Source organism: Staphylococcus sp. GDY8P120P, from assembly GCF_017892065.1.
In the GTDB taxonomy this organism is placed as follows: domain Bacteria; phylum Bacillota; class Bacilli; order Staphylococcales; family Staphylococcaceae; genus Staphylococcus; species Staphylococcus nepalensis.
Window position 1 is genome coordinate 1 of sequence record NZ_JAESKI010000009.1, and the last position, 25,418, is coordinate 25,418.

The 25,418-nt window shown below is 31.5% G+C and carries 28 protein-coding genes; 8 read left to right on the top strand and 20 right to left on the bottom strand.

The genetic code is table 11. The features are described from left to right. Positions 1-106: 106 nt before the first annotated feature. From KA900_RS07930 to mutY, 3 genes are all read right to left on the bottom strand, one after another. Positions 107-1,843 (bottom strand): ABC transporter ATP-binding protein, encoded by a 1,737-nt coding sequence (locus KA900_RS07930; protein WP_096808967.1) that lies wholly within the window; start codon positions 1,841-1,843, stop codon positions 107-109. A gap of 198 nt (positions 1,844-2,041) precedes the next feature. After that, positions 2,042-2,584: a nucleoside tri-diphosphate phosphatase gene (gene ntdP / locus KA900_RS07935; RefSeq protein ID WP_096808965.1), complete on the bottom strand. Its 543-nt coding sequence runs from the start codon at positions 2,582-2,584 to the stop codon at positions 2,042-2,044. Between the two features lie 66 nt (positions 2,585-2,650). Next, the gene (mutY, locus tag KA900_RS07940) at positions 2,651-3,697 is read right to left on the bottom strand and encodes an A/G-specific adenine glycosylase (RefSeq protein ID WP_096808963.1); all 1,047 of its coding nucleotides are present in this window, start codon (positions 3,695-3,697) and stop codon (positions 2,651-2,653) included. A gap of 123 nt (positions 3,698-3,820) precedes the next feature. Here mutY and KA900_RS07945 point away from each other — a divergent pair, with 123 nt between their 5' ends. Continuing rightward, positions 3,821-4,798 carry a metal-dependent hydrolase gene (locus tag KA900_RS07945; RefSeq protein WP_103373322.1) on the top strand — a complete coding sequence of 326 codons (978 nt, stop codon included), beginning with the start codon at positions 3,821-3,823 and terminating at the stop codon, positions 4,796-4,798. Positions 4,799-4,904: 106 nt separating this feature from the next. Here KA900_RS07945 and KA900_RS07950 read toward each other — a convergent pair whose 3' ends face one another. The 7 genes from KA900_RS07950 to KA900_RS07980 all read right to left on the bottom strand — a co-directional run bounded on the left by KA900_RS07950 (position 4,905) and on the right by KA900_RS07980 (position 10,759). Then, positions 4,905-5,759 (bottom strand): sugar ABC transporter permease, encoded by an 855-nt coding sequence (locus tag KA900_RS07950; RefSeq protein WP_182478045.1) that lies wholly within the window; start codon positions 5,757-5,759, stop codon positions 4,905-4,907. 9 nt (positions 5,760-5,768) lie between these two features. Then, positions 5,769-7,301: an ATP-binding cassette domain-containing protein gene (locus tag KA900_RS07955; RefSeq protein WP_103373323.1), complete on the bottom strand. Its 1,533-nt coding sequence runs from the start codon at positions 7,299-7,301 to the stop codon at positions 5,769-5,771. Positions 7,302-7,316: 15 nt separating this feature from the next. Continuing rightward, positions 7,317-7,631, bottom strand: coding sequence for a YfhH family protein (locus KA900_RS07960; protein WP_096808958.1), 315 nt, complete (start codon positions 7,629-7,631; stop codon positions 7,317-7,319). Beyond that, positions 7,609-8,427, bottom strand: coding sequence for a recombination regulator RecX (recX, locus tag KA900_RS07965; RefSeq protein WP_096808956.1), 819 nt, complete (start codon positions 8,425-8,427; stop codon positions 7,609-7,611). Before recX ends, KA900_RS07960 begins: the two co-directional genes overlap by 23 nt. Positions 8,428-8,871: 444 nt before the next feature. Next, positions 8,872-9,684 carry a monofunctional peptidoglycan glycosyltransferase SgtB gene (gene sgtB / locus KA900_RS07970; protein ID WP_096808954.1) on the bottom strand — a complete coding sequence of 271 codons (813 nt, stop codon included), beginning with the start codon at positions 9,682-9,684 and terminating at the stop codon, positions 8,872-8,874. Between the two features lie 297 nt (positions 9,685-9,981). Further along, positions 9,982-10,500: a type 1 glutamine amidotransferase domain-containing protein gene (locus KA900_RS07975; protein ID WP_096808952.1), complete on the bottom strand. Its 519-nt coding sequence runs from the start codon at positions 10,498-10,500 to the stop codon at positions 9,982-9,984. An 88-nt stretch (positions 10,501-10,588) separates the two neighbouring features. After that, positions 10,589-10,759: an SE1561 family protein gene (locus KA900_RS07980; RefSeq protein WP_096808949.1), complete on the bottom strand. Its 171-nt coding sequence runs from the start codon at positions 10,757-10,759 to the stop codon at positions 10,589-10,591. Positions 10,760-10,936: 177 nt separating this feature from the next. Here KA900_RS07980 and yfkAB point away from each other — a divergent pair, with 177 nt between their 5' ends. Then, a complete protein-coding gene (yfkAB, locus tag KA900_RS07985; protein WP_232165069.1) occupies positions 10,937-12,097 on the top strand; it encodes a radical SAM/CxCxxxxC motif protein YfkAB in 1,161 nt (386 codons plus the stop codon). 150 nt (positions 12,098-12,247) lie between these two features. Here yfkAB and KA900_RS07990 read toward each other — a convergent pair whose 3' ends face one another. The 3 genes from KA900_RS07990 to KA900_RS08000 all read right to left on the bottom strand — a co-directional run bounded on the left by KA900_RS07990 (position 12,248) and on the right by KA900_RS08000 (position 14,404). Beyond that, entirely contained in the window at positions 12,248-12,769 is a 522-nt protein-coding gene (locus tag KA900_RS07990) for an acyl-CoA thioesterase (protein WP_096808945.1), read from the bottom strand. Between the two features lie 175 nt (positions 12,770-12,944). Beyond that, the gene (locus KA900_RS07995) at positions 12,945-14,186 is read right to left on the bottom strand and encodes an aminopeptidase (RefSeq protein ID WP_096808943.1); all 1,242 of its coding nucleotides are present in this window, start codon (positions 14,184-14,186) and stop codon (positions 12,945-12,947) included. Between the two features lie 14 nt (positions 14,187-14,200). After that, positions 14,201-14,404: a DUF1128 family protein gene (locus KA900_RS08000; RefSeq protein WP_096808941.1), complete on the bottom strand. Its 204-nt coding sequence runs from the start codon at positions 14,402-14,404 to the stop codon at positions 14,201-14,203. A 132-nt stretch (positions 14,405-14,536) separates the two neighbouring features. Here KA900_RS08000 and KA900_RS08005 point away from each other — a divergent pair, with 132 nt between their 5' ends. From KA900_RS08005 to KA900_RS08015, 3 genes are all read left to right on the top strand, one after another. Next, positions 14,537-15,001: a low molecular weight protein-tyrosine-phosphatase gene (locus tag KA900_RS08005; RefSeq protein ID WP_096808938.1), complete on the top strand. Its 465-nt coding sequence runs from the start codon at positions 14,537-14,539 to the stop codon at positions 14,999-15,001. A 6-nt stretch (positions 15,002-15,007) separates the two neighbouring features. Next, positions 15,008-15,292 carry a YtxH domain-containing protein gene (locus tag KA900_RS08010; protein WP_096808936.1) on the top strand — a complete coding sequence of 95 codons (285 nt, stop codon included), beginning with the start codon at positions 15,008-15,010 and terminating at the stop codon, positions 15,290-15,292. A gap of 305 nt (positions 15,293-15,597) precedes the next feature. Then, entirely contained in the window at positions 15,598-16,689 is a 1,092-nt protein-coding gene (locus KA900_RS08015) for a YihY/virulence factor BrkB family protein (protein ID WP_103372574.1), read from the top strand. Positions 16,690-16,761: 72 nt separating this feature from the next. On the opposite strand, the gene vraR is transcribed toward KA900_RS08015, so the two are convergent. The 5 genes from vraR to map all read right to left on the bottom strand — a co-directional run bounded on the left by vraR (position 16,762) and on the right by map (position 20,382). Then, a complete protein-coding gene (gene vraR / locus KA900_RS08020; RefSeq protein WP_096808931.1) occupies positions 16,762-17,391 on the bottom strand; it encodes a response regulator transcription factor VraR in 630 nt (209 codons plus the stop codon). After that, positions 17,381-18,424 carry a sensor histidine kinase VraS gene (vraS, locus tag KA900_RS08025; protein WP_096808929.1) on the bottom strand — a complete coding sequence of 348 codons (1,044 nt, stop codon included), beginning with the start codon at positions 18,422-18,424 and terminating at the stop codon, positions 17,381-17,383. Before vraS ends, vraR begins: the two co-directional genes overlap by 11 nt. Then, positions 18,421-19,122 (bottom strand): cell wall-active antibiotics response protein VraT, encoded by a 702-nt coding sequence (gene vraT / locus KA900_RS08030; protein ID WP_096808927.1) that lies wholly within the window; start codon positions 19,120-19,122, stop codon positions 18,421-18,423. Before vraT ends, vraS begins: the two co-directional genes overlap by 4 nt. 16 nt (positions 19,123-19,138) lie before the next feature. Then, positions 19,139-19,525 (bottom strand): hypothetical protein, encoded by a 387-nt coding sequence (locus KA900_RS08035; RefSeq protein ID WP_103372573.1) that lies wholly within the window; start codon positions 19,523-19,525, stop codon positions 19,139-19,141. Between the two features lie 104 nt (positions 19,526-19,629). Next, the gene (map, locus tag KA900_RS08040) at positions 19,630-20,382 is read right to left on the bottom strand and encodes a type I methionyl aminopeptidase (protein ID WP_103372572.1); all 753 of its coding nucleotides are present in this window, start codon (positions 20,380-20,382) and stop codon (positions 19,630-19,632) included. Between the two features lie 177 nt (positions 20,383-20,559). On the opposite strand from map, the gene KA900_RS08045 reads away from it, so the two are divergent. Next, positions 20,560-21,546 (top strand): FUSC family protein, encoded by a 987-nt coding sequence (locus tag KA900_RS08045; protein ID WP_096808922.1) that lies wholly within the window; start codon positions 20,560-20,562, stop codon positions 21,544-21,546. Positions 21,547-21,646: 100 nt separating this feature from the next. Here KA900_RS08045 and gatD read toward each other — a convergent pair whose 3' ends face one another. Beyond that, a complete protein-coding gene (gene gatD / locus KA900_RS08050; RefSeq protein ID WP_096808920.1) occupies positions 21,647-22,372 on the bottom strand; it encodes a lipid II isoglutaminyl synthase subunit GatD in 726 nt (241 codons plus the stop codon). Continuing rightward, positions 22,369-23,688 (bottom strand): lipid II isoglutaminyl synthase subunit MurT, encoded by a 1,320-nt coding sequence (murT, locus tag KA900_RS08055; protein WP_103372594.1) that lies wholly within the window; start codon positions 23,686-23,688, stop codon positions 22,369-22,371. The genes gatD and murT overlap by 4 nt, the downstream gene beginning before the upstream one ends. Positions 23,689-23,858: 170 nt before the next feature. Between murT and ftnA the strand changes: the two genes are divergently transcribed. Continuing rightward, positions 23,859-24,365, top strand: a complete 507-nt coding sequence (gene ftnA, locus KA900_RS08060; protein ID WP_207573034.1) for a ferritin — start codon at positions 23,859-23,861, stop codon at positions 24,363-24,365. Positions 24,366-24,852: 487 nt separating this feature from the next. Next, positions 24,853-25,407, top strand: a complete 555-nt coding sequence (locus tag KA900_RS08065) for a 3'-5' exonuclease (RefSeq protein ID WP_096808913.1) — start codon at positions 24,853-24,855, stop codon at positions 25,405-25,407. The last annotated feature ends 11 nt before the right edge of the window (positions 25,408-25,418 follow it).

Genomic DNA, 25,418 nt, shown 5'->3' on the forward strand with positions numbered 1-25,418 from the left:
CATTTTAAGGGTTCAGTGCCTCATATTGTCCTAGCCTCTTTTTTATTATTAACTGGCGTTGTCTCAAAAAGCAACACAATAGATTTTTTGCTCACTTTTCTACCTATTATAAATTTTGAATACTATATAGGTGTTCATACGTTCCGTTTTTAGCTAATAACTCTTGATGCGTACCACTTTCTACTATCTCACCATTTTCAATAACTACTATTTTATCTGCATGTGTAATTGTAGATAATCTATGCGCGACAATCAATGTAGTACGATTTTCACTTAAGATATTCAATGCTTCTTGAATAATAGATTCGCTTTCTAAATCTAGTGCACTCGTCGCTTCATCTAATATAATAATGGGTGGATTATTAAGGAAAATACGTGCTATAGAAATACGTTGTTTCTGGCCACCAGAAAGTTTAACGCCTCTTTCTCCAACTTCTGTATCATACCCTTCTGATAATTCCATAATAAAATCATGTGCGTTAGCCATTTTTGCAGCAGTAATGACTTCCTGGTCTGTAGCATTCGGTCTACCTAATAAGATATTTTCTTTAATCGTATCTGAGAATAAAATATTATCTTGCTGAACTAACCCAATTTGATGTCTTAAACTACCAGTTAAATATGATTTAATATTAGTACCATCTATTTTAATTTCACCATCTGTTACATCGTAAAATCTTGGGATGAGATTAATCAGCGTAGATTTACCTCCACCACTCATACCAACAAAAGCGACAGTTTCGCCCTCTTCAATATCTAAATTAATATGATTTAATATAGTAGATTCTTCATTATTGTATTTGAAACTAACATCATTTATTTCAATACGCCCTTCTTTAATCTCTAAAGGTAAAGCACCCTTTTTATTTTTAATATCATAACCTTCGTCCATCAATTGGAAAACACGGTCCATAGACGCAAAACTTTGAGTTAATGTAGTAAATGAAGAAACTAGTCTACGTAAAGGGCCGAAGAGTTGTTCAAGATAACCGACAAATGCAGCTAGTGTCCCTACTGTAATAGACCCATTGATAGCTAAAACAGCGCCTGAGCCTATAATGATAAGTGGTCCTAAATCTGTTACTGTATTAATCGCTGAAAAAGAATAGGCATTCCATCGTGTATGTGTAAAGGCACGCTGTAAAAAATTACTGTTATGTTTATCAAAATTAGCTGCTTCGTTATCTTCGATAGCAAAACTTTTAATAACTGACATACCTTGTACACGTTCATGTAAAAAGCCTTGTACTTCTGCTAATGCTTGAGATCTTTTTCTTGTTAAGTTTCTTAAGCGTCCAAAGAAGAAATACACTGTTAAAATATATATTGGGAAAATAATGATTGCTGCTAATGTTAATTTCACATCTAAAACAAACATAATAGATAAAGCGATAACGATAGTGATACAGTCAAGCCAAATATTCATTAACCCTGTTAAAATAAAATCTTTGGTCTGCTCAACATCATTAATCACTCTTGAAATAACTTGGCCCGCTTGATTATTAGCATAAAATCTTGAGCTCAAAGCTTGCAAATGGTTATATAACTTTTTACGAATGTCATATAAAATTTTATTACTCGTCCATTGCGCTAAGTATTGTCTTAAAAATTCTATCGGTGGTCTAACAATCACAAAAATGAATATTGCTATACCTAATGCAATTGCTAATCTTGTAAATTTTTCTTCAATAGTGATTGCCCCATTATTAATAATGTTATCAATAACATATTTAATTAATAATGGAATCAGCATTGGAATACCAAATTTTAATATACCAACAAGTATAGTGGCAATGATCCGCCATTTATATGGTCTTACGAATTGTAAATATCTGCGAATCATATAACTTACTCCTCCCTGCTTATTTCAGCAAATGAAACAGCCTTCGTTGAATTTCAACAAGGCTGTTAATACAATTTATCTTTGACTAGGTGATTATTATCGTGCATTTGCTGTGATTTTCAAAATTAAATAATTATTTTGTATTGTTTATACCTATCTAACTATATACGATAAATCACTTAAATACATTAAATCTGCTTAATAATCTCTAATCTTTTTAAATCTTTCACGCCAGACTTTAATAAAATCTGGAGCAAAGGGACCCTTTTTCTGTTCGATCCATTGTTGTAGAATATCTACATTTCTTCTTAAAATAATATCAATATCAGAAGAATAATTCATTTGCTTCATATGTTGCTCATATTCATCTTCATCTAAAAGATGATATTTACCATTAGGATAGACTTTAATATCTAAATCGTAATCAATGTATTTCAAAGCTTCCTCGTCGCATACAAATGGTGAGGATAAATTACAATAATAATAAACGCCATCTTCCCTAAACATACAAATAACATTAAACCAGTACTCAGAATGGAAATACACAATTGCTGGTTCTCTTGTAATCCATGTGCGATTATCACTTTCTGTTACTAATGTATGGTCATTGCCACCAATGACTACATGATCCGTACCCTTTAAAATAGTCGTTTCAGACCAAACACGATGTATATTACCATCATGTTTATAACTTTGAATTTTTATTGTCTGACCTTCTTTAGGTATGGATTCTTTCACCATGCTCCACACCACCTTTTCTTATTTCACACATTGAATTATAACATAATTATGCTTAACAGAACGACCCTAACTGTTGGTTATCAAAAATTTATATATTTTGGACATACTTACTGGAAAATTATAATTCTCCCTATCTTCTAATTTCATCCATACCATATTTTCAGATAAAGTAACTTCTTGTGGATTAACTTGGGTTTTTGCTAAGTACACGTTGATATCCCAAGTTATATGCGTAAATTGGTGTTTCAATGAATAAACAGGTTTATGTTGAAACTGAATATTCGTTGATAATTGTGCGTTTACACTTTCATCACCTGTAGCTTCAAACATTGGGAATTCCCACATATTGTTTAACAGCCTTTGTGTTCGTTTTTCAATAAGATAAGCGCCGTCTGTGTTTTTTATAATATACACATTTTGTTTTATATGTTTTTTCTTCACTTGTGTAGTTTTCACCGGTAATTGTTCAACTGTTCCTTGTTCAAAAGCTTCGCAATGTGCTTGAACGGGACAAAATAAACACAATGCGTTTTTTGGAGTACAGATTAACGCACCTAATTCCATCATAGCCTGATTAAAAGTACCAGCCTTTTCTTGAACATAAGGCGCTAACTCATTTTCAAAAGCTTTTCTTGTAGATTGTAATTTAATATCTCGATCATCATTATTTAGCCTAGACCAAACCCTAAAAACATTACCGTCAACAGTTGCTAATGGCTTATTGAAAGCAATACTCATTACAGCTGCTTGAGTATAAGGTCCTACGCCTTTAAGTTTTCCAAAAAGTTGCGGATCATCTGGGACTTCCCCATTATAAGATTCATAGACATCTTTTATAGCGGTATGAAAATTACGTGCTCTACTATAATAACCAAGCCCTTCCCAATATTTAAGTACTTCATCTTCGTGAGCTTTGCTCAATTCATAAATAGTCGGGAACCTACTGATAAATTTGTGATAGTAATCAATTACAGTTTTAACTTGTGTTTGTTGTAACATAACTTCACTTAACCAAATATAATACGGATTAGTGGTTTCTCTCCATGGCATTTGACGTTGATTTTCTTCAAACCATGTAACGAGATTATTTTTAAATTGCGATTTATTTAACATGTTATACATCTCTTTCTATGCGTCATTCTAAAACTTTTTTTCTTAATTTTAGTATGTTAATTTTATTATTTAGTATATTAGATTATAATAGATATAATATCGAAATGAAATGAGAGGATACTTATGGATACAGGTACGCATATTGTCATGGGTATCGGTTTAACAGCTTTAGCAACACAAGACCCTGCAATGACCGGTTCATTTGCAGCTACAGCCACCACATTAATTATTGGTTCTTTGATACCTGATAGCGACACAGTTTTAAAGCTTAAAGATAATGCCACTTATATATCAAACCATAGAGGGATAACACATTCAATACCTTTTACAATTTTATGGCCGTTACTTATAACTTTATTTATATTTACGTTTTTTAAAAATATTGATACTGGCCATATTTGGTTGTGGGCACAGCTTGCAGTATTTCTTCATGTTTTTGTAGATATATTTAATTCTTATGGTACTCAAGCGCTTAGACCAATTACAAATAAATGGATTCAACTCAGTGTAATTAATACGTTTGATCCAATCATTTTCTCCTTGTTATGTATTGGTATCATACTTTGGATAATAGGTTTACATCCTTACATTTCATTCTTCCCTATTGTTGGAATACTCGTTGTCTATTATATTATTCGCTTTAGAATGCAAGCAATAATTAAGCAACAAGCATTAAAACAAATTAAACAAGAGCATAACCCAGTCAAAGTTTTCGTTGCGCCTACAATGCGTTTTATGGAATGGCGTGTAGCTATTCAAACAGAAGCACATGATTATGTGGGGCGTAGTTACGGCCGCAATATCGTTTTTAGTGATAAATCAAAACGTCATTCATTTCCGAGTAACGATTTAATGAAGTATGTAAAAGACGATAAAAATATCAAAACATTTCTTAACTTTTCATCTATCTATCGTTGGCAAACAAGAAAATTGGATGATGATACAACGGAAATTAGATTAATTGATTTACGTTATTTAAAAAATGGACATTATTCTTTCGTAGCGATTGCTCATTTAGATGAATGTATGAATATTGATCATTCTTATATCGGTTGGGTATTCAGTGAAGATAAATTACAAAAAAAATTATTTGCAAAGTAAACGTTATAAATTAAAAAAATAGGAAGTAATCATGTACTATATCATTGATTACTTCCTATTTTTTAATCTTTTATTAGCGTAAACTGAACTAAATAAAATCAGTTTTCTAATGTTTTTTCATGTCTTTAGATGTTTCAATATGCCCATTCTCTATTTCGTTTGTTGTACTGTTTTCTTTAGATTGATTCATTATTGGAGCAAAAAATCGGAATTTTTTGTATGCTGTTATTCTATACATTGCAAATATCATAATACAAACTGTTGCTACAAAAAATAGGTAATAGAAATGATAGGGGACATTATTCAAACTTAATGCGCCTAAAACGACAGATTGTGAAATACCATCAACGAGATAAAATAATGGGTTTAGCATTAAAATATGAGTGAATAATGTTGAATAACTTGACGGTATGAAAATAATCGGTACAATAAAAAACATTATAAATGATAGGACATACATTATCATATCTACATTTTTTCTAATGACTGTAAATAAACCAATCAGTGTGGAAGTTATCACTACAAAGATTGTAGACATGACCACAAAATACAATGCAGATGGTATAGAACTTTCAATATTTACTGGAGTCATAAAGATAATGAACATTAGTGCAATAAACATTAAGAGATTAGAAATAACAGCTATAACAATATTTTGAAATATTGGGTTTAAATTATACAGTTTAGTAGTAAAATATTCTTTTTTAAACAAATGAACGCTGTGATAAATTGCCATCCAAATAAATATGAAACTTGTTAAAGCTGCTAATCTAAAATAGCCTCGAGCTTGTTTTATTTCTTCTGTACCATTTATTTTAAAAATAAACATTAATAACCATAATAAAAGGATGCTTACAACAAAAGGTATTACAAACCATTTCCATTGTCCTTTTAAGCGATGAAACAAATGTTTACTTAAATATGGTGTGTTTTTATAAAAATTAATTATATTATCTATCATTTACTACACCTACAATTCAATATATATCCATTTATTATTTTTGAAGTCTGCCATAAAATAACCTTCGTCTGATTTAGTTATCCAAAAATTATTATCTATATTAAACTTATTTTTTAATTTTTCCTTATCTTTCATTGGGATAGTAAAACCTGCTAGTTTATTTTGGTCATTAAATATCATTGTTATTGGCTGTTGCGTAATTGGCACAATAAAACGATCATTTCCACCTGCTTCTGGTACAAGTGAATCTGTCACAGTACTGTGTTTTTTATGTAAGTGACTATTATAAAATTCATAGTAATTGCTATAATTATTACTCATAAATGGTGCAAGTGATTTACCACTGTGTTCCTCAAATAACCCAGCTGGGTCAAAATAACGTATATCTTTTTTACTAACTTTATAAGACTGGTTATCAACAGTAACTTTATAACTTTTACTGTTTTCCCCAGTAATTGTAATAAAAGCATATTTAGTCGCTTTTAAATCTTTATCACTTTCCATGTTTTCAAGTTTGATTGAATCGTCTAAAACAATGCCATAAGCTAGTTTTTCTTCATAAGGATTTTTCGATTGATTTTGTATAGAAGCTTGGTCTTCGTTCTGACCAATTTTAATTTTCCCTATATCGTTAAACATTAACAACGCCGTTAAAACCATTCCTAAAATAAAAATACTAACCCATATCCAAATTCTTACTAGAACAACAGGGGGTTTGACGTGATTATATCTATCTACACGTTTGAAGTTATAGGTTAATTCAGGTGTACGTGTTCTATTTTCTTTCCAATCTAGATCAAAATTCTTTTTTTCATCATCTGTTTTTAAAGAATTTCTATCTCTTTCATGATCTTTAAATAGAGGGATAACTTGTTTAATGGAGCCTTCCATTCTAAATTGTCCATGAGAAATCCAAGCTATATAATTACTTGCTTTTGTAATTCTTTCTACATTGTCATCTATCATAACAATGGTTAAATTATTGTTTATGTATTCATTTGATAGCTCAATTGCTTTTTCAAAATATTCATCAGTTAAATTTTGCAGTATTTTATTAAAAATAATAATATTTGCTTTCGAAGTGCGAGAAAGCGTAAAAAGTAAACGCGCATAAGCTTCATCTGAGAGTTCACATATAGGTGTATCGCTTTGTTCTTCTATATGAGCATATTTTAAAACCTGTTCGACTTTATGAGTATTTGTTTTATAAGGAAATAATGTGACTGCATGTGATACATAATCTACCACTGAAATATCTTGCAAATATTTATCATCTATATCTGCATAAAACACATCCATTTTGCGAATAACTTTCCCCTTATCAGGCTTAACTTCACCGCTTAATATACGTCCTATAAGTGATTTTGAAGAACCAGGTTCACCAATAATGCCTAATGATTCACCTTGATAGATATGTAAGTTAATATTATTCAATTCTATATTCTCTGCATCATAACCAAAAGGCTGATACCATTTTTTTGACTTTTTATCTCTATAATAGTGCGTTACATTAAGTAACTTTAAAATAATTGAACTACCCATGCTATCTTCATCCTTCTACAGTTTTAATAATGCTAGAGGCAAACCTTCTTCTGGTTCTGAACTATTAATTCTGAACCCCCATGCAAAAACGCCTTTAAGCCGTTCTACCTTAAAATAATTTCCAGTTCCGTCATTTAATTGATATATTTTACCAAGTTCTACTTTATTTCTATCTATTAAATAACTCTCAGCTATAATGGCTTTACTAGCATATACATCATACTCATTATATATACCGTTCATTTCTGCTTTACGCATTTGTTCTTTATACCCTTGAATTTCATGACGTAATTCTATTTCGCTCATTTCACTCAATTTCTTCCGTTCCATCTTCTATACCACTCTCTTCTAGTTTAGATTTTATTTTATCATATTGGTAACCTTTTCTCATAAGCGTTTCAATTGTTTTATTAATTATTTTTTTACCTGAATATTTTTTTGAAAATTTATTATACGCTTTCTCTAACTCATCTTGTAGCAATATATCTAATGTTTCTTCGGATTGCGAGAAATCCAACGCTTCTATAACTAGGTTAATGGTGTCAAACGTATAACCCTTTTGCATTAGAGATTGTGTTAGTTTTTCTTTTCGTTTTATTTGAGGGCCCTTCTTCTGTTTTAAAATTTTTTTAGCTACTTTTAAAATGTCATCTAACGGCTGTTCCTCAATATAAATAAGCGCATATTCATCAATTAATTTTTGTTCGATACCAGCTTGATGCAATTTTTGTTTGAAAATCTCAGGACCTTTGTCTGTCGTTAAAATCATCGTATTTTTCAAACTATTAGCATAATCTTTATGATCTATTAGTTTTTGTTTATGACAGTATTCTAAAACATTTGCAATAACAGGTTCAGATATATCTTTTTTAGATAAATGTTGCGCTACTTCGTGTTCAGTTCTTTTTCTATAAGATAAATACTGAATAGCTATATTGATAGCTTGTCTATATTGTTCATAGTTTTGAATTTTTTCCATATCTTGTGCTTCAACTATTTGGTCTTTTTTGAGGTTGAAATAGACAAAAGTATCAATATCGATACCCATTTCAAATTCATCATCTAAATATAAATTAAAACGTTCTTTATTATTTTTTTGTACTTCAATTTTTGTGATTTTCGGCATTGTATTCACTCCACTTATAAGAATAACTTATATCGATTATGAATGGAATTATAGTGGTTTTTATATTTAAACATCTACTGAAAAATATGTACTTAATTAAATTATAACATTAAAAAGAAGCGGAACAGAAATCACTTTTCTCAAAAAATGGTTTCGTTGTCCCGCTCCATTAAGGATGGCTAAAAAAGAATAACGTACTGGAGCCTTACATTAAGAGAGGCTCATCTGCACAGTGGATTAAATGAGCTAAAATCCAAATCAAATCATAAATAGTACCAAGAATTAATGAGGACATATGAGTCAAACCACATGGATACACGGTGCTTTAGCATAAATAGCGTTAAAACGGATTGATATAAATTTTTCCTTTATTGTCATTTGATCTGATGCAAATACTAGAAATCAAAACATTACTTACGCTTCAATTCAGAACACCTATGCTATTTATACACCTAACTCTAATAAAGCATTTTTATATTGATCATTAGAGATATACCCCTGTTGTTTCATCTTTTCTAAATCTATCTTTACTCGGTTTATAAAATTGTTTGACATGTCATTAATATTATAAACACTGGGTGCGTTAATTTTACTTGCTAATATAGCACTTTGTAATACTGAAATTTGAGGCAAATTTTGATTATTTTTATCTGTAGTGACTCCAAAATAATAATTTGCGGCTGCTTCAACTGAATAATTATCACTTCCAAAGAATATATTATTCACATAAAAACTGAGTATTTCATCTTTGCTGTACGCTTTTTCAACACGATGTGCAACAAATAATTCTTTGAGTTTACGTGTTATCGATTGTTCATTATCATAAAAATAATTTTTTACTACCTGCTGTGTAATTGTACTTCCACCTTGTACATTTCTATCGCTCAAAGTAGAGAAAATAGCACGTGATGTGCCCTTAATATCAAATCCATGATGCTTATAATATCGTTCATCTTCCATAGCTATAAAAGCGCCTTTAGTATAATCTGGCATATTAGATACAGAAACAAAAGTATCTTTATCTTCAATATTTTGCAAATCATCAACGTCTGCTCGAGACGATAACGCATACATAGCACCTATAAAAATGCCTACTATAACTAATAGTAGAATTAGGAGTTTAAAAAACAGCCCTTTTCCTCTTTTTGTCTTTTGTGATTTTGTGACTGGTTGAAAATAAGTATTGTATTGAGGTTCATTTACAGTATGAGTTTGGGATTTTTTGTGTGTTTGCTTATAACGATCGCTTCTTTTCATGCGGTAGCTCCTTTATATTGCTCTCATATCATTATAAGTGAGTTTATCAATTGTTGGAATTTTTATCTATAGTAAATAGTAAAAATCAGTCCAAGGGTGTATGAGTATATCGTTTTAAGGTTTTATAATAAATAGTTTACTCATCTTTAGATATATTAACATGACACGCTATTACTTATAAATTACATTTATCAATGAAACGCCTAAGAGACAACAAAAAAGTTAACTCATTCATATAATGAGTTAACTTCTAATTCTAAACTATCTATTCAAACGAATGTTGCTTAATTTAATAAATTAAGCGTTTAGTTGATCTACAATTGCTTTATTAAAATCATCTAAATCGTCGGGTGTACGACTTGTAACAATATTATTATCGACTACTACAGATTCATCGACAACTTGAGCACCTGCATTAGCAAGATCTTTACGAACGTTTAACACCGCTGTTAACGTTCTGCCATTTAGATCATCAGTATCAATTAATATTTGTGGTCCATGGCAAATTGCGAATGTTGGAACATCATTTTTAGTGAAGTATTTAGCAAATGTACCGTATCTACCTTCTGAATCACCACGTAAATGGTCAGGTGAGAAACCGCCTGGTATTAATAAAGCATCATAGTCTTCTGCTTTAGCATCAGCAATACTTACATCTACTGTTTCTTTTGCACCGTGTTTACCTACCACTTCACTATTAGCCTCGTTACCAATAATAACTGTTTCATGTCCTGCTTCTTCAATTGCTTCTTTTGGACTTGTTAATTCCACATCTTCAAATTCATTAGTTACAATAATTGCTACTTTTTTAGCCATGAATTATCACCTTTCTCTATTTGCGTTCTATAAAGTGTTTAGACTAAAATTTAAATTTTAAACATATCTGATTGAATTTCGTTAACTATTAATCTGACGTATGAGATACTGTCTTAACTTTTTCTTCTAATTGATCCAACAAACCAATCCATTCATCTATATCTTCTACTTTAACTTCATCAGGGTTCACATGATCAATATCATCAATAAATTTCTCTAATCTTTTCTTAATTTGATCAATTGTTTGATTTTCATCCATAATATTTGTAACTCCTTTTTTTCATATATTCTTATATTAACATGGATTTGACAAATTTTGGTAATGTCTGAATAATATTAAACTGAAATAAAAACATCACGTTTTAGAAATGATGATACACATAGTTACGGATCACTTTCCTAATCACAACGAAACCATTATAAAAGGATGTTAAAAATGACTAGTTCAAACTCTGCTTTACCTCATTTTAAAAAGCCTATATCTATATCTCACGACCCTTGGGAAGCCTATAATGACTTTTCAGAACATAATCAATTAACATTAAGTAATATTGAATTTACAACCACCAATTTATGCAATATGCGTTGCAGCCATTGTGCAGTAGGTTATACGCTACAAACTTCAGACCCTACGCCATTGCCAATGGATTTAATTTATCGTCGATTAGACGAAGTGCCCAATTTAAAAACGATATCCATAACCGGTGGCGAACCTATGTTTTCAAAAAAATCTATTAAAAATGTAGTTAAACCCCTGTTGAAATATGCTTTTGACCGTGGCATATATGTACAAATGAATTCTAACCTAATATTGTCATTAGATAGGTATCTAGAGATTGCTGAATATATAGATGTAATGCATATCTCTCACAATTGGGGAAGAATTGATACGTTTACTGAAGTGGGTTTTGGTGCTATGCAAAAACAACCACCTTTAAAAGCAAAGCTAAAGTTATATGATCAAATGTTATTAAACACTCGTACACTTTCCGAACAAGGTATGTTTATATCAGCAGAAACCATGTTAAATAAAAGTACACAACCTCACTTAAATAAAATACATAATGAAATTGTTTATGATATGAAATGTCAGAGACATGAAATACATCCGATGTATCCTGCTGATTTTGCAAGTCAACTAGAAGTACTATCATTGAGAGAAATAAAAGAAACTATACATTATCTTTTAGATCATCGTCATCCAGGTACATGGATGCTTTTCGGGACGCTACCAATTTATCCTTGTATTAGGGATGAGGAGGACCAAGCCCTACTTCAAAAGCTTAGAAATGCTCAAAACGTTTCATTGAGAAATGATCCAGATGGGAGAAATAGACTAAACGTCAACGTATTTACTGGTAATATTATTGTCACAGATTTTGGGGATGAAAACGGCACGCTATCTAATATTAAAAATGACAAACTAACAGATGTATTTAGCACATGGCTAAAATCGCCCTTAGCTCAATCCATCAACTGCCATTGCGCTCAATTTAGTTGTTTAGGTCCCAATATACTTGTTAAAAATATGTATTACCCTCAATCAGATTTTAAAGAAAATGAATCAAACATGCGTCGTATATATACTATGGATTAAATAAAGCTGCAATTCAATAAGTTAAATAAAGAGAGCATATCATTTGAAATGTCATAACCTAATCCATCACTCATGACATTTAACTTGATATACTCTCTTTGTTTGTAAGCAATTCGCTTTTATATGTAACTCTCACGGATTTAATACACTTCATTCTATATGTTGTACATTAGCTAAAAATTCAATTGTCTCTTTACTTTCTTGTCTTCTTTCTTTGCGGCGTTTCACCCTTGCTAATGCTGTTTCATGAAACCATGTTTCTGTTTTTGTTTCTGGATAGACTTGTGGCACAGATATTGGTTTGCCAACATCATTCAATGCAACAAATGTTAAAAAGCTAAGTGCTGCTAAATGTCTTTCATTTTTCAATACATCTTCAATTGTAATTTGCACACAAACCTCCATCGAAGAAGTACCTGCATATGACACCATAGCTTCATATGAGACAACGTCTCCTGTTTTGATTGGTTTTAAAAAATCTACGGAGTCTGTAGATGCAGTCACAACTTGTGCATTACTATGTTTCATTGCGGTAATCGCAGCGATTTCATCTATATTTGCCATAAGCATCCCACCAAACATAGTATGATGATGATTAGTGTCTTGTGGAAATACTTGTCTTGTTTTAATGCTTCTAGATTTTGACATTGCTTTACTATTAGTAGTTCCCATAAAATAACCCTTCCCCTTTTAAAAGCTTAGATAAAACGTATTAAATGAAAGGAGTGGGACAGAAATCGCATTTTTCTTAAACAATTTCATTGTCCCGCTCCAGCAAGCATGAGTAGAAAAAGAATACAAGCGTTAAGACGCTTGCATAAGAACTACTCGTTTTCGTAAATTAATTTTAATCATTAGTCCAATTACCATTTTCAAAAATCAATTCTTGATCACCATTTTCCAGAATACCATAAATAGTTAAATCTGGGCTGCCAATCATAAAGTCTACATGGATTAACGAATCATTCAAACCATGTGCTAGTTTTTCTTCTGTAGTCATGGTCGTGCCGCCTTCAATATTAAAGCCGTATGCTGAACCTAATGCAATATGACAAGACGCATTCTCATCAAATAATGTATTATAAAATATCGTATTACGGTTTGATATTGGAGAATCATCTGGAACTAAAGCCACTTCACCTAAATGTTTGGCTCCTTCGTCTGTATTTAATAAATCACGTAGCACATCTTCACCTTGTTCAGCAGTAAAATCAACTACTGCACCATCTTTAAATGTCAAGGTAAACCCATCAATAATATTGCCATTATGACTTAACGGCAATTTGTTTGTCACGTACCCATTTACATTTAAACGATCGGGCGCAGTAAATACTTCTTCTGTTGGTATATTAGCAACAAATGCTTGTCCGTTTTCGGTATAACTTGTTGCATCTTCCCATATATGTCCTTTAGGAAGGCCAATTTTTAAATCAGTCCCTTCCGAAATATAATGTAAAGTTTTATAATTCTTATGTTGTAATTTATCAGCATGTTTACTTAAATTAGCAATATGTTCTTCCCAGTTTGTTACTGGGTCATTACCATCTACTCTGACAATATCTAGAACTTCATCTATAAATTTAACATATGCTTCTTCTACAGATAAATCTGGATATACACGTGCCGCCCACGCTTTAGAAGGAAAAGCAGCTACACACCAAGGAAATTGGTTTTTTTGACTTGCTTCCATATACCCTTTATATGCCGTAGCATATTGCTTTTGAAATGCAGATAATTTATCCCTATCAATACCATTTAATAAATCTGGGTCTTGCGTGATAAGCGCCAAGTTAGCTGCACCACGTTGAACGTAATCCATACGTTTAGCCACTTCGTAATCTTTAACCTCATTAAGTTCGAAATGCTCAACTGGTTCATATTCAAATTTCAAACGCGATAACCGATCATCGCTATACTCAACTTTCACATCAGAAGCGCCTCTTTTATATGCAGCTTCAACTATGTAATGTGTTAATTCCAAAGCATCTACACTTGAACGTATAAATACTGGTTGTCCTTTTTGTATATTCATACCTACTCCAGCTAGAAGCTCGGCGTATTGTTTCAATTTATCTTGTAATTGAACCATGTTTCAACACTCCCTTATTTACGAATTTGTCCAAGTGCGTCTGCAATTGCTGATGCTTCGCTTGGTGTAAATGACGCTTTAGATGTAACATAATCATATACTTCTTTCACTTCTTGTTCATCTGCAGATTTATACTTTTCAGGGTCAATTAAACTTTGATTAACTAAATTTAAACGTTCCCTAATTTCACCGATCATTTCTTCATTGTTCTTTGTCATTACGCTCACCTCTTTTTTATTCATTTTATCAAATTTACTAACCTTGTAAAACTTTTATCCTAATTCCTCTTTAGAAATGATTGAAAAAGCATTAAAATGGGAAATAGGATTATATAATTTGGAGGTACACACATGATTACAGTTGCATTTGTTTGTCTTGGAAATATTTGTCGATCACCTATGGCAGAAGCTATTATGCGACAAAGATTAAAAGATAGAGATATCAATGGTATAGAAGTAACTTCAAGAGGTACTGGTAAATGGAATCTTGGCCAAACACCCCATGAAGGGACACAAAAAATACTAACAGAACACAATGTCCCATTTGATGGCATGATAAGTGAGTTATTTGAATCAGATAACGACTTTGATTATATTATTGCTATGGATCAAAGTAACGTAAATACTATTCAAAGCATTAATCCAAATATTAAAGGACAATTGTATAAATTGTTAGAGTTTAGTGATATGGATGAGACTGATGTACCTGATCCTTATTATACAAATAATTTCGAAGGCGTATATAAAATGGTACAATCATCTTGTGATAATTTAATTGATTTCATTATTAAAGATGCTAATTTAAGAGAGGAGTAACACATCATGCAAAACAAATTAATTCCAGGTATATTATTAGGTGCTGTAATCGGAGGCGCAGCAACACTCGCTGACAAATCTACACGCCAATCATTAAAACAATCAATTAAAGATATTAAAGAAGGCAATCGTTCTCAAAAACCTTCAGCTATTTCAAACATTAAAGATGAAGTCGTATACTGGAAAGATGCAATTGAAGAGATTAGACGCAACAATCCAGAATTAGAACGTTCTTTAAAAAATGCCAAAGACACTTTTGTTGAACGCAAAAACAATCGATTAAATGACTAACGCAAATAGCACTTCATTACTAAATTAACATAGTATAGGTAGAGCATAGCTGATGACTAATTTTAAATCCTATCCTAACTAAAAGATTATTGAAACTATCATCACGCTAACAATGGGCGAGAACAAGAAATCAACTTTCAAATTTCGATTTCTTTCTCGCCCTTTATATATTGATTATTTTCAGCATTTTATTTTTAAAAATTTACTATATCTTAAAAGAATATAGCAACATATATTTACCTTTTATATAATTTAAAGTATATTAAACTGTATACTTTAAATATCAATACATAAGGAGATTTGATATGTCTAAACACGATAAAACTACTTCTAATTTTCTAAATGAAATCAAAGATGATGAAGAAAATAAGAAGCAAAAACACAAGAACGATCAAATTGAACGTGATCGTGTATATATTACACCTAATGAATTTAAATCTAAAACACCAAAAAAAGACAATCAAGCATTTTTTGTATCACGTATCAATAAACCAGCGAAATATACTAAAGATTCGAATTTTTTCTCTTATTTAGTATACAGAATTGGAAAAGATGATGCATCTGGTTTATCAGCACAATTATCGTATTATTTCATGCTATCATTATTTCCAATGCTACTTTTCTTATTATCTATCGTCCCATCTCTCGGCATTAACCAAAAAACGATTAGAAATATGATTAGTGATCATGTGCCGCAAGATTATGCACCTCAAGTAACATCAATCGTTGGTGATATTATGAATAATGCAAGTGGCGGCATTTTATCTGTCGGATTAATTTTAGCACTCTGGTCCGCATCTAACGGTATGACAGCTTTGATGAACTCATTTAATGTGGCCTATGATGTGGAAGATAGCAGAAACTTTATTGTCTCCAAATTATTAAGTGTTCTATTCACGCTTGCGTTAATCATTGTATTACCATTAGCAATCATTTTGCCAACATTTGGTGAACAAATTAGTTCATTACTTTTTGGACCAATAGGTTTAGGCGATCAAATCAAATGGGTATTTAATCTAGTTCGTTTCGCTTTACCTGTCATTGTAGTACTCATTGCATTCATTGTCCTTTATACATTAGCGCCAAATGTTAAGATTAAAATGCTTTCAGTTATACCAGGCGCTATATTTGCAACTATCGTATTTTTAGGTGGTTCATATTTATTTGGTATTTACATTTCAAATTTTGCTAATTACTCTAAAACATATGGTAGTATCGCCGGTATCATTATACTCATGTTATGGTTGTATATTACTGGATTCATCATTATTATCGGTGCGGAAATCAATGCAATTATGCATCAAAGAAAAGTTGTAGCTGGAAAAACACCAGAAGAAATAACAATTGCTCAAATTGAAGACGACCAAAATGATGATGACTACCAAAAAGACAATTAATTTGATTATAATAAACATAAAAGCTAAAACCTAGGCAGACCTCGTCGTATTTCTGCTTAGGTTTTAGCTTTTTTATTGTATTAAATTATGTTGGAATGCATAAATAACAGCTTGTGTTCTATCTTGTACCTCTAATTTGCTTAATACATTACTCACATGTGTTTTAACCGTCTTAATCGTAATGTGGGAAGCGCTAGCTATTTCTTGGTTTGAATAACCTTTTGCAATTAATAATAAGATTTCCATTTCTCGCTCAGTTAACATTTCATACAATTCAGCACGTTGTTTCATGCGATTTCTCATTTTAACTAATACTTCAGCTTCAAATACAGACTCATTGTGATATGTTTTACGAATAGCTTCAGCAATGTCACTCGCACTTGTCGTTTTTAAAATATAACTATCGACACCTGAATCTAAAGCGCGGTACACTTCATTATCTTCAATATAACTTGTTAACATAACCACTTTAATATGCGGCAAATCTTTTTTTATTTGTTCTGTTGCTTCTACGCCATCCATATCATCCATTAATAAATCCATTAAAATTAAATCAGGATGTAGTTCATGTGCTTTTTTTATTGCATCTTTTCCTGATTGCCCTTCTCCAACTACTTCTATGTCTGATTGTGTAGATAAATAACTAGAAATTCCGATTCGAACCATTTCATGGTCATCAACAAACAATACTTTAATCGGCATTTGAATCCTCCTTATTTAATGGGGCCTTGACTTCAATTCGCGTGCCTGAATCTGGCAGAGATACGATATGGAAAGTTGCACCAATTTCAAGGGCGCGTTCTCGCATATTTTTCAAACCATAACTTTGTTCTACCTTATCATCTACGTTAAAGCCTTTACCGTCATCTTGTATACGTAATAATAAATATTCTTCTCTATTAAATAATTCAATTGTAACTTTAGTACCTTTCGAATGTCTTAATGTATTTGAAATTGCCTCTTGGGTAATCCGAAATAAGTGATCTTCAATACCTTTGGGTACTTTGAAGTCTTCAATATCGTGTACGACTTTCATGGGTACTTTTTTCTGCAAGTCAACAACTAAATCTTTGATACCTTGGCCTAGTGATTTATCCTTCAAACCAATTGGTCTTAAATGTAATAGTAATGCGCGCATTTCTAATTGTGAATCTTGAACCATTTTTTCGAGTACTGGAATTTGTTGATCTAAAGGCGCTTGTAATTCAGTTTCTTTAATTGCTGAAAGCATCATGCTTGCTGCAAATAATTGTTGGCTTACAGAATCATGTAGTTCACGAGCCAACCTTTGTCGTTCGTCTTCTATTATTTTTTTAACTTTCACGTCATTCATATTATATGATTCGTTTGTTAAATTTTGCGTTTTCATACGCAACTTGTGAACTTCTTGATTAAGTGGTACCAGTGCTTGATATAATTCAATGGTTTCATTGTACAACTCTATATTTTGGTCATTGATACCTACTGTTTGGCCTTCTATGGAGCGCTCAATTTGATCTTGCAACCAATGATTCTGTTGATTAATTTTATATGCTAATACAGATCCAACGATGATACAAAGTAATATAACTAACAAGTTTATAAATAATAAAACTGGTATGCCAAATATTTGTGTGTAAATCATGCCTTGGAAATATATGATATTAACAAATACTTTGTCTATAAAAAACATGGCGAAAAAAGTACTATATACTAATATCAACATTGACCCTATTGCTCTTATGTAGTGATTCATTTATAAATCACCTCAACATCACCTATAAATGTTGATACATAAATATTAACAGCATAGTTATCTTCTTTTGTTTCTTCTACGACCTTAATATTATTATTTTCTACTTTATATGAGGTCTCGTTAACATAGGCATTACCATAAAGTGTCGAAAAATGTAATTTAATATTGTAATTGAGTGGTACAATTATTTGCACTTTACCTAAAATATGTCTAATAACTACGGTGTTATGCTCTCTGATATTGGCAGCTTTAGACATATCTATGTGAATGTCACCAATGCCATGTTGAATTTGTAAATCCTCCCATTTATACACATAAACAGGTGTCCGTTGTTCGCCAAACCATTTTTGTTTGATAAACTCCGGAGATTCAACAGCTTCTTCAGTCGCAATAACCTTTAAAGGCTTAAACCTATAAAATATATACCTAACAATTAACACAATTAAAAAGACAAATAATATGATAATCGTATACTTATTGGATAATAAGGTAAAGGCGATGAGTAATACGCCTATCCAAAATGATAATAGTCCTCGTACTTTATGGAAATATAAATAGCCCACATAAACTAAAATACAACCTAATAACAATACAAAAATAAAACCAATTTTTTCAAAGAAAATATAATAGAAGTTAGCTATTATCATTAATGCTGTAAACACAATTAGCATCTCAGTTGATATATATTTATGAGTCATGTTTCGCCACCTTTCTTCAAGCGACTAAACTAATGCGTTCGATTAAATCACATTCTGTTTCAACATTCACTTTTTCTTTTGCTTGTTGTGACAAATCGGCTACAATTCGAGCGTAGTCTGCTTCCATTTCATTTAATTCGTTTTTAATATGTTCAATATCATGATGCTCTACCTCTTGAGCGCATTCGATATATGTTTCATCTAATATATCAATATATTTATTCTCTAAAGACAATGTCAAATGATCGATTAATTTTCCTACATACATTTTTCTTTCGAATAGATATTTTATGTACATTTCTATACTTCTTAATTTTTTATCAAGATATTGTCTGTATTCAATTAAACTTGAATAAAATGTTTGTTTAGTCACTTTTTCTAAATAAGTCGTAATATAATTCATAGAATCACCTCATGATTGATTAAATTCTATTATAAAAAATATCCGGAACCATTAGTATAGGCTCCGGAACCATCTTATATTAGGACTTTAGACCGAAACTTATTTTAATCTATTTTAGTAGTTAAAACTGGTCCTTCTTTTGTGACTATCACCGTATGTTCTATTTGTGCAACAAAACTTTTATCTTGCGTTTCAAATGCCCAGTCATTTTTGCCTTCAGTTACAAAAGTTGCATTAGTAGAGATAAATGGTTCTACTGCAATAACTGTACCTTCTTTTAGTAATGTTTTGTCTTTTGGATCGTAATAATTTAAGACATGACTTGGTGCTTCATGAAGTGATTGCCCTACACCATGTCCAGTTAAATTTTTAATCACTTTCAAATCATTTTTCCGTGCGGTAGCATGCACTGCTTTACCGATTTGACTTAATTTTGCGCCTGGTCTAACTTTTGTCATAGCTTGTTCAAACGCTTCTAAAGCAACATCACAAACTTTTTGTTTTAAAGGATTATCCGCTTCACCTACAACAAATGAAATACCAGTATCTGCATAATAACCATTTTTCAATGCAGAAACATCGATATTGACTAAATCACCTTCACGGATTTTTCTTTTTCCAGGTATACCATGCGCAACTTCTTCGTTCACGCTTATACAAGTTTGGCCTGGAAAGTTTTCATCATGGATTGGTGCTGAAATTGCATCATGTTCTTCAAACAATGCTTTAGCAATGTCATCTAATTCTTTAGTAGTGATACCTGGTTTAGTAGCTGCTTGCATTTTATCTCTTACTAATGCACAGATATAACCAATATCTTTTAACGCTGTTAATTCTTCTTCAGTTTTTACAATCATTTTATCCCGTTCCTTTTTGTAAATTATATTCTTTCTTATTATAGCAGACTTTTTTTGATATAATAAATTAGAAAATTTTTATCATATATAGTTTAACATTTTAAACTGATAATGACATAACCACTTTTACTATTCTGGTTATTTCGATTAATGTATAAATTTAATAGGAGTTTTTTTATGAATGACATCTGGTATAAAAAAATTGTAGGCGCTAGAACAATTAAAACTGGCTTAGCGACCTTTTTAACAGCCTTCTTTTGTTTGGCTTTAAACTTAAATCCGATTTTTGCAATTTTAACTGCAATCGTTACCATCGAACCAACTGCGAAAGCATCTTTAAAAAAAGGGTATAAGAGGCTTCCTGCTACGGTTATTGGTGCATTATTTGCAGTAATATTTACGTTTGTTTTTGGTGATCAATCTCCATTCACATATGCATTTAGCGCAACATGCACAATCATTTTATGTACAAGATTAAATTTACAAGTAGGCACAACCGTAGCGACATTAACTGCTATGGCTATGATCCCTGGTATACATGATGCTTATTACTTTAATTTTTTTTCCAGATTATTAACAGCTATCATTGGGCTTGTTACGGCGGGATTAGTAAACTTTATTATCTTGCCCCCCAAGTATTATGACCAACTAGATGACTCTATTAATTTAACTGAGGAAAAAATGTATGCATTATTTAACCAGCGAATGCGTGAACTCGTAATGGGCAAGTTTAATAAAGGAAGCACGTATCATCAATTAAATTCATTATTAGATTTAAACCAAAAAGTAGAAACATTATTATCTTACCAAAAAGATGAACTCAGTTACCACAAACACCATAATTCTGAATGGATGCGATTAAAGTCATTAACAACTCGCACCCATACAAACCGATTATTTATAACGCATCTATCCAATTTAGTTTACTTGCCTAAAGATACTTATGTTACTTTTACAAAAGATGAAAAAGTTGCCATTTTAAGCATTGCGCAAAGTATACATAAAATTCATAGTTCTGGGCACTTCGAACGTCAACCCAAATCTGCATCGTTACTTAAATCGACTGTTAAGGGTCTAGATGAATTTGATAAAAATCAATTAAAAAGCCATATCGTATATGAAATATTATTGATTTATAGAATATTAAATAATCGTTTTGCCTAAACCTGTTTTTTTATAAAATTGTCATTACATAAACTAGAACATTAAAAGCCAAAAGCTGATTTGAATCAATCAACTTTTGGCTTTTAATATTATGGTAATGCTATTTGCTTTGCTGTGAAACACGTTCTATGATCACATTTTTTGCTGCTTCTTCCTCAGTATTATCCACATTTTTTGGTTCAAAAACAATCCCCTTACGATCACAGGCCTTTTCTAATAAATAGTCAGTAATTTCATGATTTTTAGGTAATATGGGACCATGTAAATAGGTGCCAAGTAAGTTTTTATAATGTATGCCTTCTTTTGCATCTTCATCATTATTACCATACCCATAAGTTACTGAACCCAGTGTTCCAAAATCATGATATGTACGCCCACCATGATTTTCGAAACCGACTATAGTACCAAAAGTATCGCTTTCTATAACAATATCTCCAGTTAAGCGATCTTTTTGTGATTCTGTATAAAAATCTAAAATATTTAAACCTTCTAACGCTATACCATCTGGCGTGATATATTTACTTCCTAAAAATTGATATCCTCCACAAACAGTTAATCCAGGCATACCATCTTCAATTGCAGCTTTCAAGCTCTCTTTTATCTTGCTTAGTTCTTGAGTTGCTAATGCTTGTTCTCTATCACTGCCACCACCAATGAAGAAAATATCACATTCTTCAAACGTCACACCTTCTGTTTGATTGATATCAATTACATTTAAAGTGATATTTCGTAATTTTGCACGCTGTTTCAAAGCAATAATGTTTCCAATATCACTATATAAATTTAATTTATCAGGCATAAAGTGATAAACCGTTAACTCATTCATTTTGTTTTATCCTCCTCAAAAGAGTGATTTAATTGTTTTAACATAGGTGATAGCGAAGTATAATTAGGGATTGCCACAGTAAAACTATTTGCATAGTTCATTGTTTTGGCCGTCGCTTTATAAATATCTTTTTCTAAAATAATAGGTGCTTCTACCCCTGCTAATTTTAATCTTAACTGTAATTCTTCTGCGCGAGTACCAGTAACAATAATGGTTTCGATTTGTTGATTTACTAATTTTTCAAAATCTGCATCATAAATCCATGAAGTATCACGGCCATCTGCAGCGTAATCATTTAAACTTATAACGTAAATTTTATTCCCTTCGATTTGTTCTCCTACTGAAAGACTTGCATTCATTCCAGCAGGGTTTTTAGCTAAATTAATCATCGCCTCTTTTTTACCCTTTTTGAAATATTGCATACGCCCATTATCGGAAGTATAACTTTCAAAACCCTTTTGGATAGATTCATCATTCAACCCTAATTCTCTTAACACAGTGTAGGCAGCAATTGCGTTATATGCATTAAAATCACCTGCAATTTTCATATTAAATGTTGTAGTACCAACATTTAGGTTGATAAAAGGTGCCAAATCAAATTGTGTCACCTCATACTTTGTTTCTTCTCGCTTAAAACCACATTCACAATAATAATGTCCTAACTGGTTGTAGTGAATATAATCATAATGTAGCAAACGACCACAATTAGGACAATATCTGCTTTCATTCATTAAACTTTGCTCAAAATTGTGCGCGTTCTTTTTCATACCATAATAAATTACAATATCGCTAGCTGTCTTTAACCTACTTACAAACGGATCGTCAGCATTTAATAATAATTTAATCCCTTTATTATTAATTGCATTTGCAATATTATTTACCATAATATCGATTTCCCCAAATCTATCCATTTGATCACGGAAGAAATTCGTCACAACCATCATTGTTGGTGTAACTTCATTTAACACTCTCGGAATAGAACCCTCATCTATTTCAATAACAGCAATTTTAGTTTCTTTTTTTATTTGTAAAATAAATGCTGATGTAATACCTGCAGCCATATTTGCACCTTCATTATTATGTATGATTTCAATATGATTCTCTTTTAAAGTATGGCCAATTAAATTTGATGTAGTTGTTTTCCCATTTGTACCACTTATAAATACAATCTCATCTACATGAGACGCCAATTCTCTTAATATATTTTTATCCACTTTTCTAGCAACTTGACCTGGTAAATCAGTGCCCTTTTTTCCAGCAGCTCTACTCACTTGTCTTGCCAGTTTTGCTAAGCGGGTTGCAGTCCATTGTCTCATTTATTTCCTCCTCTACTATTCACTAAAATATTATAACACGATTAAGTTGTATTCCAAACAATTCTCAATGCAAAAGACTCCATCTTTTTTTAGATTATAATAATTATTATTTACGAATGAGAATAACTTTGCTACACTATTTAAAAACTAATACATGGAGGCTATTTCTTATGTTAAATAAAGAATTATTAGATGCATTAAACGAACAAATGAATCACGAATATTTTGCTGCACATGCATATATGGCTATGGCTGCATACTGTGATAGCAAGTCTTACGAAGGCTTTGCGAATTTCTATATCCAGCAAGCCAAAGAAGAAAGATTTCACGGTCACAAAATCTATGACTATATTAATGATCGTGGCGAACAAGCAAAATTTGATTCTATCCCAGCACCTAAATCTGAATTCTCAAGTATTTTAGAAACATTTGAAGATGGTTTAGCACAAGAACAAGACGTAACACGTAGATTTTATAACTTGTCTGACCTAGCCAATAAAGATAAAGACTATGCTACTATTTCATTTTTAAATTGGTTCTTAGATGAACAGGTGGAAGAAGAATCAATGTTCGATACACATATTGATTATTTAAAACGCATCGGCGATGACAGCAATACATTATATTTATATGAAAAAGAATTGGCAGCACGTTCCTTTAATGAAGAGGAAGTATAGTTCAACCATGCCATTATTTACTCGTAAATTCAGTTTGAATTGAATACAGAAGAGAGTAAACAGAAATCATATTTTATAAAATGATTTCCTTGCACACTCGGCAAGAATGATTAGAAAAAAGCATGCAAAAACAAAGACTCACGCATAAGTGCTACTAAATTCAGTACATTGCATGAACTTAACCTTAATACTAAGCTTCATAGATGAAGAAGTTGCTCTTTAGAACTAGCGCTTTAAAATTTGCACTTAGATCTAGTTTTTAAAGAAGTGCGTTTTTATATTTTCTTTCCAGTCATCTATTGCCAATATGATATCTAAGGCTGACACATTATTTATGTTTCAGCCTCTTTTCGTTATTTTTAATACTACGAATATCAAAGCATCAACAAGTACTGACATAGTTGAAAACAGTATGACTCGCTTGACTTCAAAAACAGAATTATATAAAGTCATATCATATTCATAAATGAGAAAGGAATCTTGCTTCATGACCGCCAATGCTTATATTGCTTTAGACTTTGAAACTGCGAATGGAAAACGAACTAGTATTTGCTCAATAGGTATGGTTAAAGTTATCAATCATCAAATCACAGAATCTTTTTACACACTTATAAATCCTAATGACTATTTTTCCAAACAAAATATAGCTGTACACGGTATCCAACCGAATGATGTCATAGATGCACCTACATTTGACTTAGTGTATCCCTATATGATGCAATTCATCGAGAATCTCCCAGTCGTTGCTCACAATGCGGCATTCGATATGAATGTATTATATGAGAGCATTAAAGCGATAGGACAAGACACACCTCCAATGACATATTTTTGTTCTTTACAACTATCTAGAAGAACAATCAATAATCATCGTTATGGATTAAACTATATGATGTCTTATTACAACCTAGATTTTCATGGTCATCATGATGCTTTAAACGATGCTAAAGCATGTGCGATGATAACCTTTCGCTTATTAAAACACTATGATGATTTGAATAGCATGCTCAATATATATGGCAAACAATTGCAAGATAAAGATTGAAATAGAAATGG